The following is a 19,566-nucleotide window of genomic DNA, read 5'->3' as shown; positions in this document are numbered from 1 at the left end:
GATGGCCTACCGGCCAGTACGGGTCAGGGCTTGCGGCCCACCGCGCCCGCGATGCAGTACTGGACCTGGTCGAGCGGCTTGATCCGCGGGCCGTCCGGCCACCAGTCCGCGCACAGCGAGAAGCCCGGCTCGATCATCTCCAGGCCCGCGAACAGCTCCTCGATCTGCGGCCGGGTGCGGAACAGGCCGCTGCCCATCGGGCTGTGCAGGAACACGTCCTCCATCCGGCGGGCGAGCGGGCTGTGCTCGTCGGTCTCCGGGTCGAAGAAGTGGCTGATCGCGACGATCGAGCCCGAGGGCAGCGCGTCGATGTAGACCTTCATGATGTCGGCCGGGGGGCGCTCGCCCGCGTAGTGGTGGATCGTGCCGAGCTGGAACAGCGCGATCGGCTCGGTGAAGTCGAGCGTGCGGGTGACGCACTGGTTCTGCACGATCCGCTCGGGCTCGAAGATGTCCTCGGCGATGAACAGCGTCTGGTCGTTCTCCTCCAGCAGCGCGCGCCCGTGCGCGAGGACCACGGGGTCGTTGTCCACGTAGACCACGCGCGAGTCCGGGTCGATGCGCTGCGCCACCTGGTGGGTGTTCTCCGCCGTGGGCAGCCCGGAACCGCAGTCGAGGTACTGCTTGATCCCCGTCTGGGTGGCGATGAACCGGGTGACGCGGATCAGGAACTCGCGGTTGTCCCGCGCGAGCTGGGCCGCCTCCGGCGCGACCCGCTGGACCCGGCGGAGCACCTCGCGGTCGATCTCGTAGTTGTCCTTGCCGTTGAGGAACGCGTCATACACTCGCGCGATGCTGGCCTTCGTCGTGTCGATGTAGATCGGCACGTCGTGGTCGGTCGGCTGGGCATCGGTGGTCGACATCTGGTCCTCACAGAGCGTCGTGGATCGTGGACGTTGTGCAGTCAAGGGGTACCCTCACCATAGGGGTACGTGCAAGTGGAAGACGCTGTCGGGTGCTGTGTCGGATATCGACGGATTCGCGAGAGGACGCGCTATGGCCGAGAGCCGGGCAGACGGCGGTCAGGGCAGGCCGACGGCGCGCAGAATCGTGCTGGGGTCCCAACTTCGCAGGCTTCGCGAGAAGCTGGAGATCTCCCGCGCCGACGCGGGCTGGCAGATCCGCGGCTCCGATTCCAAGATCAGCCGGATGGAGCTGGGCCGCGTCTCGTTCAAGGAGCGCGACGTCGCCGACCTGCTGACCATGTACGGCGTCATCGACCAGGACGAGCGCGAGCAGTTCTTCGACATGGTCAAGGACGCCAACGAGCCCGGCTGGTGGCACCGCTACAAGGAGATGCCGAACTGGCTGCAGGACTTCGTCGGCCTGGAGGAGTCCGCGTCCCGGATCCAGACCTGTGAGCTGCAGTTCGTGCCCGGTCTGATGCAGACCGAGGAGTACATGAAGGTGCTGGCCGCGCACGGGCGGCCGGACATGGCGGACGAGGTGACCGAGCGGCGGGTCTCGCTGCGGATGGCGCGGCAGAAGCTGCTGCACCGCACGGACTCGCCGAAGCTGTGGGCGGTCATCGACGAGTCCGTGCTGCACCGGCCGATCGGCGGGCCGCGGGTGCTGCGCAGGCAGATCGAGCACCTGCTGGAGCTCATCCGGCTGCCCAACATCACCCTGCAGGTGGTGCCCTTCGGGATGAGCGGGTACGCGGCGGAGGGCTCGTTCACCATGCTGCGGTTCATCGAGGGCGAGCTGCCCGACATCGTCTTCATCGAGCACCTCAGCGGCGCGCTCTACCTGGACCGGGTCGATGAGATCGAGCAGTACAGCCGCGTCCTCGACCGGCTCTCGGTGGACGCGGAGACGCCGAGCGGCTCCCGTCAGATGTTGATGAAGCGCCTCGCCGAGATCTGACCGGACGGTCACGCAGAGAACCGACTGATCCACCCCCTGTCGCGGCACGCTCGGATGCACGTGCATTTGCGCGGTCAACGGAACGTGTTATCTTCGACACGCACCGAATGCACGTGCATCTGCACGGCGACTGGGAGTCGGGAGGCGAGGTCATCATGACCGCTGTTCGCAACGGAGTATCAGCCGCGAAACTGACCGGCGCGCGCTGGCGCAAGGGCAGCCGCAGCGGCGCGGTGGGCAACTGCGTCGAGGTCACGCCAGTGGACGACCACCGCACCGCGATCCGCAACTCACGCAACCCCGAAGGCCCCGCGCTGGTGTTCCGCGGCCCGGTGGTGGGCTCCTTCGCCACGGTGGCCCGCGCGGGCGCCGTCGACGCGCCCGACACCGCGGCCTACCTGCGCAGACTCGTCGAGCGCGGCTTCGAGTTCCTGCACCCGCGCGACGCCACCGGCGAGATCGCCGCGGTGGTCGGCGTCCGCGCGCACGACAACGTCATCGACGTCGTCCGGCTGCACGCGGAGAACGACGTGACCGCGTCGCGGCTGCCTGGCGACGCGCCCGACGTGCTCAACCCGCGCGCCGTGCTGTGGCAGCGCACCGGCTGGGCCACCACCGTCCTGCGCGACCTGCTCGACCTCCCGGACGACCGCACCCCCGGCGCCCTCGGCAGGCCGCTCGCCGAGACCTCCGCCAACGGCTGTTGGGTGCCGACCGACCCGGGCCGCGCGAAGTGGCTCCCGGCGACCGCCTGAACGCCCACGTCGCGGGCCACCGCCCGACCGTGATCCGACCAGCGCGCCCTGGTCCATCACCCGAAGGCCACCTTCGCCGAAGGTGGCCTTCGGCGTTCGCCCGCTCAGATCGGCGAAATGGTGATGCCCAGCGCGCCCGGTCCCAGGTGGACGGCCAGCACGGAACTCACCTCGGTGACCACGGTCGCGCGGGTCCGCGGCAGCCGCTGTCCCAACTCGTGCAGCAGGGCCCGCGCCTGGTCCGGCACGCCGACGTGTTCCACCGCGATGTCCACCTCCCGGTCGGCCGCGCGGCGCACGGCGGTCTCGACCAGCCTGCGCAGTGCCCGGGTCGCGCCGAGCACCCGCTCCAGCGGCGCGATCTGGCCGTCGACGAGTGTCAGCAGCGGCTTGAGCGACAGGGCGCTGCCGACGAACTTCGCCGCCGCGCCGATCCGGCCGCCGCGGCGCAGGTACTCCAGGGTGTCCACATAGATCAGTGCGGAGCTGCCGCCGAGCCGGTGCGCCAGGATGTCCATGACCCGGCGCGGATCGGCGCCCGCGAGGGCTCCGCGGGCGGCGGCGGCCGTGGCGTAGCCCACGCTCATTCCGCAAGTGCGGGAATCCACCACGTGCACCGGCAGTCCCGCCTGCCCGGCGGCCTGCGTGGCGTGTTCGTAGGTCTGCGACTGCCGCGACGAGACGTGGACCGACACCACGGCGTCGGCGCCGTTCGCGGCGGCGGCCTGGTAGGCCCAGAAGAACGCCGCCGGGTCCGGCGGCTCGGTGGACACCGGCGTCCCGCCGCGCATCGCGTCGAGCAGGTCGGACTGGGACACGCGCGCCTCGTCGTCCAAGTGGTCGCCGATTCGGACCTGCATCGGCACGACGGTGATGCGCTCGCGCGCGGCCAACTCGGCAGGCAGGTTCGAGGTGGAATCGGTGACGACAGCGACCCTCATGTCCGGCGACAGTAACTCGTTCGGAGCAACAGACCCACCCTCCAGGGGGAAGTTTGGTGAGCGCCATCACGGACCGCTAGTGCTTGCTCTGGTTTGCAGTCACGCTACTGGTGAGTAACATACGGGTGGTGCAGGCCACCGTGCAAACCGGCCGATTGACATGGCAAGGTCTGCCGAACCGCACGAAAATCTGGGTTGCGCCGGCGCCGTCGGCGGCTCGTTTCCGGGAGGTCGAAGAAGGCCCATGCCAAACATCGTTGTCCTGGTCAAGCAGGTGCCAGACACCTACTCGGAGCGCAAGCTCTCCGAGTCCGACCACACGCTGGATCGCGAGTCCGCCGACGCGGTGCTCGACGAGATCAACGAGCGCGCCGTCGAGGAAGCGCTGTTGATCAAAGAGGCGCAGGGCGGCGAGGTCACCGTGCTCAGCGTCGGCCCCGACCGCGCCACCGAGGCGATCCGCAAGGCCCTGTCGATGGGCGCGGACAAGGCGGTGCACGTGTCCGACCCCGCGCTGCACGGCTCGTGCGTGCTGCAGACCGCGAAGGTCATCGCCGCCGCCATCGGCACGGTCGAGGGCGTCGACCTGGTCATCGCCGGGAACGAGGCCACCGACGGCCGCGCGGGCGCTGTCCCTGCCATCCTCGCCGAGCTGCTGGGCTACCCGCAGCTCACCCACGCCCGCAAGGTCGAGATCGACGGCACCACTGTCAAGGTGCTCCGCGAGACCGACGAGGGCATCGCGCACCTGGAAGCGGCCATGCCCGCCGTGATCAGCGTGGGCGAGAAGATCAACGAGCCGCGCTACCCCTCGTTCAAGGGGATCATGGCCGCGAAGAAGAAGCCCGTCGCCACGCTCACCGTCGCCGACCTCGGCATCGACGCGGGCGAGGTCGGCCTGGCCAACGCCAGCTCCACCGTGGTCGAGTCGGCCCCGAAGCCGCCGCGCACGGCGGGCACCCGGGTGAGCGACGAGGGCGACGGCGGCAGCAAGATCGCCGAGTACCTGGTTTCCCAGAAGCTCATCTGAGCAGGCAGCGAAGGAGGAGAGACACATGTCAGAGGTCCTGGTTCTCGTCGACCACATCGACGGCGAGATCAAGAAGGTCACCTTCGAGCTGTTGACCGCCGCCCGCCTGCTCGGTGAGCCGTCGGCCGTCGTCGTCGGCTCGCCCGGCACCGCGGCGAAGCTCAAGGAGTCGCTGGCGTCCTACGGCGCGGCCAAGGTCTACGTCGCGGAGTCCGATGACGCCCTCGGCTACCTGGTGACCCCGAAGGTCGACGTGCTCGCGGCCCTGGTCGAGCGCACGTCCCCGGCTGCCGTGCTGGTCGCCGCGACCGCCGAGGGCAAGGAGGTGGCCGGGCGGCTCGCCGCGCGGACCGGCTCCGGCCTGCTGGTGGACGCGATCGGCATCGAGGGCGCCGAGGGCGACGTCACCGCGGTGCAGTCCATCTTCGGTGGCGCGTTCGTGGTGAAGTCCAAGTCCACCAGGGGCACCCCGATCGTGTCGGTGCGCCCCGGCGGCATGGAGGCCGAGCAGGCGCAGGGCGCGGCGGCCGAGGAGGTCGTGGAGATTCCCGCGACCGACCCGGCCAAGGCGACCCGGATCACCGGCCAGGAGCCGCTCGCGGGCGGCGACCGGCCCGAGCTGACCGAGGCGTCGATCGTCGTCTCCGGCGGCCGCGGCGTCGGGTCGGCGGAGAAGTTCGAGGTCGTGGAGAAGCTCGCGGACGCGTTCGGCGCGGCCGTCGGCGCCTCCCGCGCGGCCGTCGACTCCGGCTACTACCCGGCCCAGTTCCAGGTCGGCCAGACCGGCAAGACCGTGTCCCCGCAGCTCTACGTCGCGCTCGGCATCTCCGGCGCGATCCAGCACCGCGCGGGCATGCAGACCTCGAAGACCATTGTCGCGGTGAACAAGGACGCCGAGGCGCCGATCTTCGAGATCGCCGACTTCGGCGTCGTGGGCGACCTGTTCGCGGTCGCCCCGCAGCTCACCGACGAGGTCGCCAAGCGCAAGGGCTGAGTGGTCCGACAAAGACTGATCGGGGCGGTTCCCAGGGTGGGAACCGCCCCGATTTCGGTCTCGAATGCGACGAATCGCACCCCGGAACCCGCAATTCACTGATTCTCCACCGACCCGTCACGGGAATGGCCACGTGATGGTTGCTGACCAGCCCGTACACCTGTTGTCATGACGCAGGCCCAGGTGCTGCTCAGCACCGCGAAGCCCGGAACCGACTCCCCGCACTACTCGCTGCTCGTCGCGCACGACAGCGCGGAGGTGCGCGCGGCGCAGCGACTTCGGCACCAGGTGTTCGCCGGGGAGATGGGTGCCACGCTGCACACCACCGAGCCCGGCCTCGACGTGGACCGGTTCGACGAGTTCTGCGACCACCTGGTGGTCCGCGAGGACTCCACCGGCGAGATCGTCGGGACCTACCGGATGCTGCCGCCCGAGCGCGCCGCCGCGGCGGGCGGGCTCTACTCCGAGACCGAGTTCGACCTCTCCGCGCTCGCCGGGCTGCGCGCGGGCCTGGTGGAGACCGGCCGCTCCTGTGTGCACCCCGACCACCGCACGGGCGCTGTCGTGAGCCTGGTGTGGGCGGGCATCGCCCGGTACATGCTGCTCTCCGGGCGCCGCTGGCTGGCGGGCTGCGCGTCGGTGCCGCTGCACGACGGCGGCGAGACGGCCGCGGGCGTGTGGCAGACCGTGCGGACCAAGCACTACGCGGACGAGGCGCACCGCGTGCGCCCGCTGACGCCGTGGGACCCCGAGTCGGTGCCCGCGCCGCCGCGCGCGGTGACGCCGCCACTGCTCAAGGGCTACCTGCGGCTCGGTGCCCAGGTGTGCGGCCCGCCCGCGCTCGACGCCGACTTCGGTGTCGCGGACTTCTTCGTGCTGTTGGGCCTGGAGAACATCGACCAGCGCTACCTGAAGTTCTTCCTGGGGGAGTAGCCATGGCGCACGCGTGGATGCCGACGTCGCCGTGCGGCTCGTCCTGCCTGACCGGCGACGAGCCCACGGTCGGGCGTACTCGGGCGGCGGCCCGGCTCACCGGCGCGGTCGGCGTGGTGCTGGTGGCTGTGCTGGCCGTGCCGCTGATGCCGCTGATCGGCCGCGTCGGCCGGGAACTGCTGGCCAAGGGGATCTTCCGGGGCGTGCTGCGCGCGTTCGGCGTCCGGCTCGCGGTCACCGGCGGCACGGCGCTGCGCACGGTGCGCGGGCGCGGCGCGCTCGTGGCGACCAATCACGTCTCGTGGCTCGACATCGCCGCGGTCAACGCCGTGCGGCCGATGCGGGCGCTCGGCAAGCTCGACATCCGGTCGTGGCCGGTGCTGGGGCGCGTCGTCGCCGCGGCGGGCACGGTGTTCCTCGACCGCGAGAACCTGCGGTCGCTGCCGGACGCCATGGCGACGCTGTCCGACGTGCTGCGGTCCGGCTCGCTGGTCTACGTCTGCCCCGAGGGCACCACCTGGTGCGGCCAGGGCGTCGGCCGGTTCCGGCACGCGGTGTTCCAGGCCGCCATCGACGGGGGCGTCCCGGTGCGGCCGGTGGCGCTGCGCTTCCGAATGGCAGACGGCCGGGAGACGACCGCGCCCGCGTTCATCGGCGAGGAGACCATCATCGACTCGGTGCGCCGGGTGGCCCGGCTGCGCGGGCTGGTGCTGGAGGTGCACGTCCTCGACGAGCTCGCGCCCGGTCGAGCGGCCGACCGTCGCGAACTGGCCGCGCTCACCGAGGCCGCGGTGAACTCCGCGCTCGACCGGGTCACGCTGCCCGCCCAGCGCCGCCGCCGCGCGCTCCCCGTGCGGCAGAGCGCGTAAACGACTGGACTTCCACCACGGTGGAGGTTGCACGATAGCCGGGTGACGATCACCGAAGTCCCCGGCAGAGCCCTGTGGAGCGCGGAGAACCGGGCCACCACGCTCGGTGTCCTGCTGCTGATCACCATCGGTGCCTTCGAGCACCTCGGGGTCAGCACCGCGATGCCGAGCATGCTCGCCGACCTCGACGGCGGGGCGCTCTACTCGTGGCCGTTCACCGCGTTCCTGGCCGCGAGCGTGGTGGCCACCGTGCTCGGCGGCCGGGTCTGCGACCGGGTCGGGCCGGGCCCGGTCCTGATGGTCGGGCCCGCGCTGTTCCTTGCCGGCCTGGTCGTCGCCGGGACGGCGCAGGCGATGCCGACCCTGCTCGCCGCGCGCGCACTGCAGGGCGTCGGGCTGGGCGCCGAGGTCGTCGCGATCTACGTGCTCGTCGCCGTGGTCTACCCGGAGCGCTCCCGGCCTGCCGCGTTCGGCCTGCTGGCCGCCGCCTGGGTGGTGCCCTCGATCGTCGGGCCGACCGCCGCCGGGCTGGTCACCGAGCGATTCGGCTGGCGGTGGGTGTTCCTCGGCCTGGTGCCGCTCGCGGTGCTCGGCGTGGTCCTGCTGGTGCCCGCGCTGCGCAGGCTGCCCCCGCCGTCGCCGGACACCTCGGCGCCCGCCCGGCGCGGTCTGCCGCTGGCCGCCGTCGCCGCCGGGGTCGGCATCTCCGCGGTGAGCTGGGCGGCACAGCACCCGTCGGTGAGCACGCTGTGGCTTGGGCTGGGCGGGCTCGCCGCCCTGGTGCCCGCGCTGCGCACACTGCTCCCGACGGGCACCCTGCGCGGTCGGGCGGGCCTGCCGCGCGTCGTGCTGGCCCGCGGTCTGCTCGCCGGCGCGTTCTTCGGGGTGGAGGCGTTCGTCCCGCTCACGCTCACCGCCGTGCACGGCTTCTCGCCCGCCATGGCCGGGCTGCCGCTCACCGTCGGCGCGCTCGGCTGGTCGCTGGCCTCCGTGTGGCAGGGACGGCACCCGGAGATCCCGCGCACCACGCTGATCCGCTGGGGCTTCGGGACGCTCGCGACGGGTCTCGCGGCCATGGCGTTCGTCGGGCTGGCCTGGGGTCCGCCGTGGCTGGCCGCGGTCCTGTGGGTGGTCTGCGGCGCCGGGATGGGCATGAGCTTCCCCTCGCTGAGCGTGCTCGCGCTGGGCTATTCGGCCGAGCGGGACCGCGGGTTCACCTCGTCGGCGCTGCAGGTCGCGGACATGATGTTCTCCGCGACCATGGTCGGCCTCGGCGGTGTGCTGCTCACCGCCCTGGCCTCCGCCGCGGCGCCGAGCGCGGCCGTGGTGCCGATCGACCTGGTCATGGCCGGTGTCGCGGCGATCGGCGTGGTGCTGTTCCGGCGAACCCGCGAGGCGCCGTCGTGAGCGAACAGGTGTCACAGCGGTGCCTCGTTACACCTTTGCCTGCCGCCGTCTACTCTGGTTGAGCGATGACCTATCTCGACCACGCGGCCACCACGCCGATCCTGCCCGAGGCGGCCGCGGCACTCACAGGGGCGTTGTCCACCTTCGGCAACGCCTCTTCTCTGCATTCCTCCGGCAGGCGCGCCCGCCGCGCCGTCGAGGAGTCCCGCGAGGTGATCGCCGCGGCGCTCGGCGCTCGGCCGTCCGAGGTCGTGTTCACCTCCGGTGGTACCGAGAGCGACAACCTGGCCGTCAAGGGCATCTTCTGGGCCCGCCGCGCGCAGGACCCGGCGCGCACCCGCGTGTTGGTCTCCGCGACCGAGCACCACGCCGTGCTCGACGCGGCGCTGTGGCTCGCCGACCACGCGGGCGCCGAGGTCACCCTGCTGGAGGTCGACGACTTCGGCCGCGTGCACGAGGACACCCTGCGCGCCGCCATCGCCGAGGACCCGGCCTCCGTGGCGCTGGTCAGCGTGATGTGGGCGAACAACGAGGTCGGCACCGTCAACCCGGTGCGCGAGCTGGCCGCCACCTGCGCGGCGCACGGCATCCCGTTCCACACCGACGCCGTGCAGGCCATCGGTGCCCTCCCGGTCGACTTCGCCGCGTGCGGCGCGAGCGCGCTGACCGTGTCCGGCCACAAGGTCGGCGGCCCGTACGGCGTCGGCGTGCTGCTGCTGGGCCGCGACGTGGCCTGCACGCCGATCTCGCACGGCGGCGGCCAGGAGCGCGACGTGCGCTCCGGCACGCTCGACGTACCCGCGATCGTCGCGCTGGCCACCGCCGTGCGCATCGCCACCGCGCAGCGCGCCGAGCGCGCCGCCCGGCTGGCCGCGCTGCGCGACGAGCTGATCCGCGAGGTCCGCGTCCGGCTGTCCGCGGCGGTGCTCAACGGCGACCCCGGTCAGTCCGGTATGGACGGTGGGCCGTCCCGGCTGCCCGGCAACGCCCACTTCAGCTTCCCCGGCTGCGAGGGCGACAGCCTGCTGATGCTGCTCGACGCCAAGGGCATCGAGTGCTCCACCGGGTCGGCGTGCACCGCGGGCGTCGCCCAGCCCAGCCACGTGCTGCTGGCCATGGGCCTGGCACCCGCGCTGGCCCGCGGGTCGCTGCGCTTCTCCCTCGGCCACACCTCGACCGTCGCCGACGTCCGCGCGCTCGCCGAGGCCATCGGGCCGGTGGTGGAGCGTGCCCGCAGCGCCGGGCTCGCGGGGCTGCGCCGGGCCAAGTCGCCCGCCGCGGCGGAGGTGTAGGGCGATGCGGGTACTGGCCGCGATGAGCGGCGGGGTCGACTCGGCGGTGGCCGCCGCGCGCGCGGTGACCGCGGGCCACGACGTCGTCGGCGTGCACCTCGCGCTGTCGGCCAAGCCCGGCACGCTGCGCACCGGCTCCCGCGGCTGCTGCACCGTCGAGGACAGCCACGACGCCCGCCGGGTCGCCGACATCCTCGGCATCCCGTTCTACGTCTGGGATTTCGCCGAGCGCTTCACCGAGGACGTGGTCGAGGACTTCGTCGCCGAGTACGCCGCGGGTCGCACCCCGAACCCGTGCCTCAAGTGCAACGAGCGGATCAAGTTCGAGGCGCTGCTGGACAAGGCGATCGCGCTGGGCTTCGACGCCGTCTGCACCGGCCACTACGCTCGACTGTCCCAAGTGGACGGTCGGCCGGAGCTGCGGCGCAGCGCCGACCTCGCCAAGGACCAGTCCTACGTGCTGGCCTCGCTGACCCCCGAGCAGCTCCGGCACGCGATGTTCCCGCTCGGCGGCTCGCTCAAGTCCGACGTGCGCGCGGAGGCCACCGAGCGCGGCCTCGCCGTCGCGGAGAAGCCCGACAGCTACGACATCTGCTTCATCCCCGACGGCGACACCCGCGCGTTCCTCGACGCCAAGCTCGGCGAGCGCCCCGGCACCCTCGTCGACGACGAGACCGGCGCGGTCCTCGGCGCGCACGCGGGCGTGCACGGCTTCACCGTCGGCCAGCGGCACGGCCTCGGCATCGACAAGCCCGCACCGGACGGCCGCCCGCGCTACGTGCTCTCCCTGGAGCCGGTGAGCGGCAACGTCCGCGTCGGCCCGGTCGAGCGGCTCGCCGTCCGCGAGATCGTCGCCGCCCGCCCGGTCTGGCCCTCCGGCGTCGCGCTCACGGGCACCGTGGACTGTGTGGCCCAGGTCCGCGCGCACGGCGGCACCGCCACCGCCGAGGCCACCCTCGTCGGCGCCGACCTGGTCGTGCGCCCGGCGGGCGAACTGCGCGGCGTCGCGCCCGGCCAGGCCGTGGTGCTCTACCGGCCCGACGCGGGCGGCGACGTCGTGCTGGGCAGCGGGATGATCTCCGCCACCCGCTGACGCCACACCCGGTGACCGACTGACCACCTCGCGCAGCATCGGGAAAACCCGTTACGCAGGCACTTCGCCCGTCGACGTATCTGGTGGGCGTGCCCCTGCTCTACTACGGGTGAGCAGGTCGGGCAGCGCGCACACCGACCGTGACCGACGACTTCCCAGGCGGCGAATATCAATGGCGACCATGAGTCCAAGCGGTGACCACCTGTTCAACGGCGCGGGCAGCGAGGGCAGCGCCCACCTGTCGGAGGTGGTCGGACTGCCGTCCGGTGTCGTGATGCGGCACAGAGGGCGGGTGCTCAACCCGTCCACAGCGGTCCCGAGCCGGAACAACCGCAGGCCGGAGTCCACGGCCTACCGCGCCGACACGCTGCTGGTGCCGCTGCGCATCGCCCGCGACGACACGGCCATCGCCCGGTACAACGAGGTGATCGCGCCACTGGGCGCCGAACTCGTCGTCACGCTGCCCGCGACCGAGCGCTGGCAGCGGGCCGAGCGTTCCTTCGACGCCGGGTTCGCCGTCCCGGTGCTGGTGCGGTTGCGCGAGGACGCGGTCGCCGACCGCGCCCCGGATCCGTGGACCGTGCTGGTCAACCTGCGGCGCAGGTTCGACGAGAAAGACCTCGCGGGCATCGGGCTCGAACACATCGCGATCGCCGCGTCCGTGGAGATGGAGGGCACCCCCTACGGCAGCGGCGTGCCCTATGGCAGTGGCGTGCCGTACGGCAGTGGCGTGCCGTACGGCAGTGGCGTCGGCCATGGTGGCGGCGGCGGGGTGGCGCTCGCCACCGGCAGCCGCAACCCGGTCCGGCTGTTCATGCCCGAGCCACAGCGGGCGATCGCGACGGACCTGCCCTGCGGACGGCGTCCGGTCGTGGCCGTGCTCGACACCGGCATCGGCCCGCACCCGTGGCTGTCGGTCGGCGAGGTGGCCCTCGACCCTGTCGTCGAGGTGTCGACCGAATTCCAGGCACTGCTCGCGGACCTGGAGTCCACGCTCACCAACGCCAGCGGCGCCACCATGCCCACCCTGATCTCTCCGGTAGACCAGCGCGACGTGCTGCAGCCCCTGCTCGGCATCACCGACTCGCACTCCGGCCACGGCACGTTCGTCACCGGCCTGGTGTTCCAGAACTGCCCCGACGCCCGCGTGCTGTCGCTGCGCGTGCTGCACACCGACGGCATCACCACCGACGCGTCCGTGCTGCTCGCCCTGGAGTGGCTGCGCGAGCGCGTGCGGAACGCGATCGACACCGACACCCCGCAGGATCTGGTCGACGTCGTCTCCGTGTCGCTCGGCTTCTACCCCGAGCACACCGACCACCAGACCGGCCTGCTGCTCGCCGAGGCCGTGCGCAAACTGACCGACCTCGGCGTCGTCGTCGTCGCCGCCGCGGGCAACGACTCCACCACCCGGCCGTTCGTGCCCGCCGCGCTGGCGCTCAACCCGGACGGCTCCAACACCGCCAACCCGCTGCTGGTCGCCGTGGGGGCGCTCAACGCCTCCGGCAAGTCGGTGGCCGCGTTCAGCAACGAGGGCGACTGGGTCACCCGGTGGGCCCCCGGCAACGCGGTCGTCAGTACCGTCCCGCTCTGGGAGGGGCCCGAGGGCGCCGGTCTGGAAACCGCGGGCGACGGCAACCCGACCCTGCCCAGGACCACCCCGGACCCGGACGACCTCACCACCGGATTCGCCGTGTGGGCAGGAACCTCGTTCGCCACACCGGTGATCGCGGGCATGCTCGCGGCCAACCTGGCCGGTGTCGCCGACGCGTCGACGGTGTCCGAGCGCGGCCTGCGCGCCACCGCGGCGCTCGCCAAGACCGACTGCCAGTTGAAAGGTCTGGGCTGGTTGTCCTGATTCCCGCGGTTCGGCCCGCGCCCGGTGACCGAGCAGTACTGTGTACTGCCATGGCCGGTCTCGTCGTGACATCGCGATGTCCGCAGTGAACGAGCGGGCACATCGGCGAGCCACGGGACTGCACGACCGGGCGCGGGCGGCCGTGTACGGCTATGACTTCGCCCAGGCGAGGTCGCTGCTCGACCAGGCGCTCGGCGCGCTGGACTCCGCGCCGGAGCGGGACAACCCGGACCTGGTCCCGATGCGCGTGCGGGTCCTGGTGACCGCCGCCTACGTCGACACCGAGATCGGACAGGTGGACCTCGGGCTCGGCAGGCTCGACGTCGCCGACCGGCTCATGCACGACATCGCCGACGACGCCCGCCGCAGGGAGCTCACCGGTCTATCGCTGGAGCAGCGCGGGTTCCTGCTGATCAGGGTGGGTCGCAACGACGAGGGGCTGCGGGTCTTCGAGGACGCCGCCGACGTGCTCGAACGCAATCTCGCCGACGGTGTCGGCGACCCCAGCGTGCTGGCGATCCTGTACCTCAACCGCAGCCTGGCGCACATCCTGGAGGTGCGCCCCAACGCCGCGGTCGCCGAGCTGGACCGGTGCGTCGACCTCGCCGAGCGGCACGACCTGGACCCCACGATCAGCTACAAGGCACGCCACAACCTCGGGTACGTCGCCTACATGTCCGGCGACATGCCCACCGCGCTGCGCCGCTACGAGGAGAACGCGCGCCTGTGCCGGGAGCGCGCGCTGAGCCTGTTGCCGGTCGTGCTGGTCGATCAGGCGCGCGCGATGCTCGCCGCGGGCTTGGGCGAAGAGGCCGCCCGCACCCTCGACGAGGCGCTGCTGCTGCTGCGCAGGCAGCGCGGCAGTCAGGACGCGGCCGAGGCCGAGGTCGCCCGCGCGGCCGCCGCGCTGCTCGACGGCGACGTCGCGCTCGCCCGCAGGCGGGCACGGTCGGCGGAGGCGAAGTTCACCAAGCGGGGCAACTTCCGGTGGGCGGCTATCGCCGCCCTGACAGGCATCCGTGCCCAAACCGTGTCGGCCTTGCGCACGGGGCGCGTCCGACAGTCCCTTGTGGACAGTGCGGTGAAGCTCGCCGACCGGCTGCGGGCGCTGATGCTGGAGGACGAGACCGCGCTCGCGCTGCTGCTCGCGATCCGGCTGGAGCTGCGCCGCGGCGATCCCGCGGCGGCCGAGGTGCTGCTGGACATGGTGCCGCGCGCGCGGCCCACCACCCCGATCGACCACAAGATGCTGCTGCGGCTGTGCCGCGCCGAACTCGCCGTGTCCCGCGGAGTCACCCGGGTCGCGCTGGCCGAGGCGCGGGCAGGCCTGATCGAACTGGGCAACGCGCGCGACCGGATGGGCGGCCTGGAACTGGTCTGCGGGACCGCCCTGCACGGCCAGGAACTCGGCGAACTCGCGGTACGCCTCGTGCTCCAGCGGCGCGCGCCCGACGCGCGGCGGCTGTTCGGCTGGCTGGAACGCACGCGAGCCCAGGTGTACCGCTACGAGCCGCTGCCCGCGATCGACGATCCGGTCATGGCCGAGAAGGCCGCCGAACTGCGCAACGTCCGGCGCGCGGTGCAGTCCGTGCGACTCGCGGGCCGCTCGGCGCAGAAGCTGGAAAAGCAGACTGTCGCCCTGGAGCGCGAAGTGCTGCGGCTGGGCTGGTCAGCCAGCACGTGGGGCAGGCCGCGTCCGGTCGGGACACTGGAGGAGGTGACGGCCGCGCTCGGCGACCGCGCGCTGGTGTCGTTCGCGACCTCCGGCGGCGAGGTGGTCGCCGTGGTCGTGGCAGGCACCCGGGTACGGATGATCCGGCTGGGGACCTCGTCCGCCGCCGCGGAGTGGTCCGCGCGGCTGCACGCGGACCTCAACGCGCTCGCCCCGGACACCCTGCCGCCGCCCATCGTGGACGTCGTCAAGGCGTCGGCAGGCCGCAGTGCGGGCGGGCTCGACGCGCAGTTGATCCGGCCGCTGCTCGGCCTTGTCGGCGACCGCGAGCTGATCATCGTGCCGACCGGCGCGCTGTACGCGGTGCCCTGGGGCAGTCTGCCGTCGCTGTGCGGCAGGCCGGTTGTCGTCGCGCCGTCTGCCACCGCGTGGCTCACGGCCGTCGCCGCGGAGGCCACCGCGGGCCGGACCGTGCTCGCCCGCGGCCCCCTGCTGACCGGGCTCGTCGCCGAAGAGGAGAAGCTGCGCCAGGTCTACCCCGACGCGATAGCCCTCGACGGCGAGCACGCCACCGTCGCCGAGGTGCTCAAGGCGCTCGACGGAGCCGACCTCGCCCACCTCGCCGCGCACGGCGAACACGAGCCGACCAACGCGCTGTTCTCCCGGTTGGAGCTGGCAGACGGACCGATGTTCGCCTACGAGGTCGCCCGGCTGCGCCAGCCGCCGCGACAGGTCGTGCTCGCCGCGTGCGAGCTGGCCCTGAACTACGTCCGCCCCGGCGACGAGGCGCTCGGCTACGCGGGCGCGCTGCTGGCCAGCGGCGTCCGCACTGTCGTCGCCGCCATCAGCCGCGTCGGCGACGAGTCCGCCGCCACCGCCATGATCGGCTACCACCAGCGCCTCGCGGCGGGCGTCACCCCCGCCCGTGCCCTGGCCGAGTCGGTGGCCGAAGATCCGTACCGCAGGCCGTTCATCTGCCTGGGGGCGAGCTGATCAGCCGCCCGATCCGGGCGGTTTGACCGTAGACAGGCGATGATGGTGCTACATACGATCACGGCCCTGCGTCGCCGCCCACACCACCGAGAGGCAGCTCGATGAGCCAGCCCGAGACCCTTTGCGCGGCCTACCAGGCCACGGCCGAGAAGATCCCCGACCTGGTCGCACTCCGCACCACGGGCGACGCGGTGTCCGTCACCTGGCGGGTGTACGCCGAGCGGGTGCGCCGGATCGCGGCGGGCCTCGCCGCCGCCGGGGTCGCCAAGGGCGACACGGTCGGCATCATGCTCACCAACCGCCCGGAGTTCCACCTGGTCGACACCGCCGCGCTGCACCTGGGTGCCGTGCCGTTCTCGGTCTACAACTCCAGCGCCGCCGAGCAACTCGCCTACGTGTTCGCCAACGCGGGCAACAAGATCGTGATCACCGAGCGCTCGTTCGTGCCCACCCTGCGGGAAACCGGCACCGACCTGCGCATCATCTGCCTCGACGCGGACGTCGAGGGCACCACGTCGCTGGCCGAACTTGAGGCCGTCAACGACGAGGGCCACGACTTCGAGGCGGCGTGGCGTTCCGTCGGGCCGGACGACCTCGCCACGATCATCTACACCTCGGGCACCACGGGCCCGCCGAAGGGCGTCGAGCTGACCCACGCGAACGTCCTCGCGGTGGTCGACGCGGTGAAGCACTCCTACGACCTGGTGGCGGGTGAGCGGGTGCTCTCGTTCCTGCCGTCGGCCCACATCGCCGACCGTGTGGTGTCGCACTACGCGTCGATGCTGTTCGGCACCGTGGTCACCTCCGTCGCCGACCCGAAGCAGCTCGCGGCCGCCCTGCCCGACGCCCGCCCGCACTACTTCTTCGCCGTACCGCGCGTGTGGCAGAAGTTCAAGCTCGCCATCGACACCGCGCTCGCCAACGAACAGAGCGGCGCCAAGCGCAAGATCGCGGGCTGGGCGTTGGGGGTCGGTGCCCGCAAGGCGAAGCTGGAGATCGCGGAGCAGCCCGTGCCCGGCGCGGTGGCTCTGCAACACCGCTTCGCCGACAAGCTGGTGCTGTCCAAGCTGCGCCAGCGCCTCGGCCTGGACGACCTCAAGGTCGCCGTGTCCGGCGCCGCCGCGATCCCGGTCGAGACCATCGAGTACTTCTGGGGCCTCGGCATCCCGGTGTACGAGGTCTGGGGCATGTCCGAGACCGGCGGCCTCGGTACGTCCGGCCGCCGGGGCACCACGAAGCTCGGCTCCGTCGGCACCGCGATCCACGGCACCGAGGTCACGGTCGCCGCCGACGGTGAACTGCTCATCCGCGGTGCCTCGGTGATGCGCGGCTACCGCAACGACCCCGAGAAGACCGCCGAGACCATCGACGCCGACGGCTGGGTGCACACCGGCGACATCGGCACCGTCGACAGCGACGGCTACATCACCATCGTGGACCGGAAGAAGGAACTGATCATCAGCTCCTCCGGGAAGAACATGTCGCCCACCAACATCGAGAACGCGGTCAAGGCGGCCAGCTCCGTCATCGGCCAGGTGGTCGCCATCGGCGACGACCGCCCGTACGTGTCCGCGCTGATCGTGCTCGACCAGGACGCCGCCGCCGCACTCGCCGCCAAACACGGCCTGCCCGCGGCGTCCCCGGGCGCCGTCGTGGCCCACGACGACGTACGAGCCCTCATCACCGACGCGGTCCGCACCGGCAACGCCAAACTGTCGCGGGTGGAGCAGATCAAGCGCTTTCGGATCGTGCCCTCCTTCTGGGAGCCCGGCGGCGATGAGCTGACCCCGACCCTCAAGCTCCGCCGCAAGCCGATAGCCGAGAAGTACGCCCACGACATCGACGACCTCTACGCCGACTCACCCACCGCGGAAACCGTCAACCTCGGCACCTCCTGACCCGTTCCCAGCGACGTTTCGGACCAGGCTGACCCCGACCACCGCCGTTCAAGGAAGCGCGTCTACCGCCACCCAAGGAAGCGGTTCTACCGCCACCCAAGGGAAGCGAGTGTCTACCGCCACTCCAGGAAGTGAGTGTCCGCCGCACGCAACGCGATGAGCCGCGCCTCAATGCCGGTCGCCTCCCGCACGTGCCGTCCCGACTTCTTGGCGCGGCGGCTGTACCCGATCGCCTTGTCGACGTCGATCCGGTCTCCGGCCGCGAGCAGCACCGCGGCCAGCCGAGCGGCTTCGAGGTAGGCGTCGGGGGAGGGTGTCTCGTCAAGGCGCCGAACCTGCTCCGAATACGCCTTCCGCGTCCGCTTCACCGCCCGGCAGCCCGGGCAATGCACCGTCTCCTTGTCAATGTGCAGCCCGAGCGTCTCGTACAGGTGCTGCTGCTCGTCCGCGGAGAACACGAATGGCGCCTCGCACCGTCGGCAGACTTTCTCCCGCGGTCCGTAGAACCGATGGGGCCCACCCATGCCGTAGTACTGCTTCGTCGGATCCGCCCACAGGAACCCGTCCGGCAGGGCCTGCCCCGGAACCGGTTCACAATGCTCAACCCAACAACCATGCTGGACGACGAGCATCCGCGCGGACCCGATCTCACGCCAACCGGAGTCGGCGCCGCCGCGATAGTGGAACAGCTCGCGATTGATCGGCCCGAACTCCCCGCCGCGCTGCGGGTGGAAGAAGAGCGGCCATTCGACTTCCTCCGCCACGCCCCGCATCGGCTCCGGTGGGAAACTCCGCCGACCGCTCTCCGACATGCCGACGATCCTAGTGTCCTGCGCCTGAAGTTCGTTGATGAATTGCAGTGTTGGCGGATGGCTCGTAGGGGTCGGCCGGTGGCCGAGGTGACGTTGACGGATGAGGAACGCGAGACGCTGGTTCGGTGGGCGCGGCGGGCGAAGTCGTCGCAGGCGTTGGCGCAGCGGTGTCGGATCGTGCTGGGTTGCGCGGCGGGTAAGTCCAATCAGGACGTTGCGACCGAGTTGGGGACCTGGCCCCAGACGGTAGGCAAGTGGCGTCGGCGGTTTGTGGAGCAGCGGCTGGAGGGCCTGGTGGACGAGCCGCGCCCGGGAGGCCCGCGCAAGATCACCGACGAGCAGGTCGAACAGTTGGTGATCGCCACTTTGGAGCGGACTCCGACCGCTGCCACGCATTGGTCACGGGCCTCGATGGCCGCCGAGAGTGGGGCTGTCGCGTTCGACGGTGGGGCGGATCTGGAAGGCGTTCAACCTCAAGCCGCACAAGGTCGAGACGTTCAAGTTGTCCAACGATCCGCAGTTCGTGGACAAGGTCCGCGACGTGGTCGGCTTGTACCTGGACCCGCCGGAGAAGGCGCTGGTGCTGTGCGTGGACGAAAAGAGCCAGATCCAGGCCCTGGACAGGTCCGCGCCGATGCTGCCGATGATGCCGGGCCTGCCCGAACGCCGCACCCACGACTACATCCGACACGGCATCACCACCCTGTTCGCCGCCCTCGACGTGGCCACCGGCGAGGTGATCGGCTCGATCCACCGCCGCCACCGGGCGGTGGAGTTCAAGAAGTTCCTCACCAAGATCGACAAAGAGGTGCCCGCCGACCTGGACGTGCACCTCATCTGCGACAACTACACCACCCACAAACACCCCAGCGTCCAGCGATGGCTCAGCGCACATCCCCGCTTCCGCATGCACTTCACCCCCACCTACTCCTCCTGGCTCAACCAGGTCGAGCGATGGTTCGGCCTGCTCACCGACAAACGACTACGCCGAGCCGCGCACACGTCACTACGCGCCCTGGAAACGACATCCGCGACTGGACCAAGGCATGGAACGACGACCCGAAGCCCTTCAACTGGACCAAGACCGCCGACGAGATCTTCGACCGCCTCGCCTCATATCTTGATCGAATTCCTGGCGCAGGACACTAGTTGG

The 19,566-nt window shown here is 71.5% G+C and carries 15 protein-coding genes and 1 pseudogene; 13 read left to right on the top strand and 3 right to left on the bottom strand.

From position 1 onward, the window contains the following. Positions 1-23: 23 nt before the first annotated feature. The gene (locus tag ACT4N7_RS14705; protein ID WP_444829270.1) at positions 24-863 is read right to left on the bottom strand and encodes an SAM-dependent methyltransferase; all 840 of its coding nucleotides are present in this window, start codon (positions 861-863) and stop codon (positions 24-26) included. Between the two features lie 133 nt (positions 864-996). Between ACT4N7_RS14705 and ACT4N7_RS14700 the strand changes: the two genes are divergently transcribed. Both ACT4N7_RS14700 and ACT4N7_RS14695 read left to right on the top strand, forming a co-directional pair. Then, positions 997-1,866 (top strand): helix-turn-helix domain-containing protein, encoded by an 870-nt coding sequence (locus tag ACT4N7_RS14700; protein WP_444829269.1) that lies wholly within the window; start codon positions 997-999, stop codon positions 1,864-1,866. A gap of 107 nt (positions 1,867-1,973) precedes the next feature. Beyond that, positions 1,974-2,621, top strand: coding sequence for a DUF397 domain-containing protein (locus tag ACT4N7_RS14695; RefSeq protein WP_444829268.1), 648 nt, complete (start codon positions 1,974-1,976; stop codon positions 2,619-2,621). A 104-nt stretch (positions 2,622-2,725) separates the two neighbouring features. Here ACT4N7_RS14695 and ACT4N7_RS14690 read toward each other — a convergent pair whose 3' ends face one another. After that, a complete protein-coding gene (locus tag ACT4N7_RS14690) occupies positions 2,726-3,562 on the bottom strand; it encodes a DegV family protein (RefSeq protein WP_444829267.1) in 837 nt (278 codons plus the stop codon). A 244-nt stretch (positions 3,563-3,806) separates the two neighbouring features. Between ACT4N7_RS14690 and ACT4N7_RS14685 the strand changes: the two genes are divergently transcribed. The 10 genes from ACT4N7_RS14685 to ACT4N7_RS14640 all read left to right on the top strand — a co-directional run bounded on the left by ACT4N7_RS14685 (position 3,807) and on the right by ACT4N7_RS14640 (position 17,601). Next, positions 3,807-4,592, top strand: coding sequence for an electron transfer flavoprotein subunit beta/FixA family protein (locus ACT4N7_RS14685; RefSeq protein WP_444829266.1), 786 nt, complete (start codon positions 3,807-3,809; stop codon positions 4,590-4,592). A 25-nt stretch (positions 4,593-4,617) separates the two neighbouring features. Next, the gene (locus ACT4N7_RS14680) at positions 4,618-5,586 is read left to right on the top strand and encodes an electron transfer flavoprotein subunit alpha/FixB family protein (RefSeq protein WP_444829265.1); all 969 of its coding nucleotides are present in this window, start codon (positions 4,618-4,620) and stop codon (positions 5,584-5,586) included. 168 nt (positions 5,587-5,754) lie between these two features. Next, entirely contained in the window at positions 5,755-6,519 is a 765-nt protein-coding gene (locus ACT4N7_RS14675; RefSeq protein WP_444829264.1) for a GNAT family N-acetyltransferase, read from the top strand. 2 nt (positions 6,520-6,521) lie between these two features. Further along, positions 6,522-7,388 (top strand): lysophospholipid acyltransferase family protein, encoded by an 867-nt coding sequence (locus ACT4N7_RS14670; protein WP_444829263.1) that lies wholly within the window; start codon positions 6,522-6,524, stop codon positions 7,386-7,388. A 42-nt stretch (positions 7,389-7,430) separates the two neighbouring features. Next, positions 7,431-8,795: an MFS transporter gene (locus ACT4N7_RS14665; RefSeq protein WP_444829262.1), complete on the top strand. Its 1,365-nt coding sequence runs from the start codon at positions 7,431-7,433 to the stop codon at positions 8,793-8,795. 65 nt (positions 8,796-8,860) lie between these two features. Beyond that, positions 8,861-10,087: a cysteine desulfurase family protein gene (locus ACT4N7_RS14660; protein WP_444829261.1), complete on the top strand. Its 1,227-nt coding sequence runs from the start codon at positions 8,861-8,863 to the stop codon at positions 10,085-10,087. A gap of 4 nt (positions 10,088-10,091) precedes the next feature. Then, entirely contained in the window at positions 10,092-11,180 is a 1,089-nt protein-coding gene (mnmA, locus tag ACT4N7_RS14655) for a tRNA 2-thiouridine(34) synthase MnmA (protein ID WP_444829260.1), read from the top strand. A 181-nt stretch (positions 11,181-11,361) separates the two neighbouring features. Then, complete coding sequence (locus ACT4N7_RS14650) at positions 11,362-13,038, top strand: S8 family peptidase (RefSeq protein ID WP_444829259.1); 1,677 nt, start codon at positions 11,362-11,364, stop codon at positions 13,036-13,038. Positions 13,039-13,114: 76 nt separating this feature from the next. Then, on the top strand, positions 13,115-15,703 hold the full coding sequence (locus ACT4N7_RS14645) for a CHAT domain-containing protein (RefSeq protein WP_444829258.1): 2,589 nt from the start codon (positions 13,115-13,117) through the stop codon (positions 15,701-15,703). A gap of 101 nt (positions 15,704-15,804) precedes the next feature. Next, positions 15,805-17,601: an AMP-dependent synthetase/ligase gene (locus ACT4N7_RS14640; RefSeq protein ID WP_444829257.1), complete on the top strand. Its 1,797-nt coding sequence runs from the start codon at positions 15,805-15,807 to the stop codon at positions 17,599-17,601. Positions 17,602-17,714: 113 nt separating this feature from the next. Here ACT4N7_RS14640 and ACT4N7_RS14635 read toward each other — a convergent pair whose 3' ends face one another. After that, positions 17,715-18,413, bottom strand: a complete 699-nt coding sequence (locus tag ACT4N7_RS14635; protein WP_444829256.1) for a zinc-ribbon domain containing protein — start codon at positions 18,411-18,413, stop codon at positions 17,715-17,717. Between the two features lie 57 nt (positions 18,414-18,470). On the opposite strand from ACT4N7_RS14635, the pseudogene ACT4N7_RS14630 reads away from it, so the two are divergent. Next, positions 18,471-19,562: pseudogene (locus tag ACT4N7_RS14630) on the top strand (IS630 family transposase). Positions 19,563-19,566 lie beyond the last annotated feature (4 nt).

Origin of the sequence: Actinokineospora sp. (assembly GCF_052390155.1) — a bacterium.
Classification (GTDB): domain Bacteria; phylum Actinomycetota; class Actinomycetes; order Mycobacteriales; family Pseudonocardiaceae; genus Actinokineospora.
The sequence above is the reverse complement of the archived record's forward strand: the minus strand, read 5'-3'. Positions and strand labels throughout refer to the sequence as shown.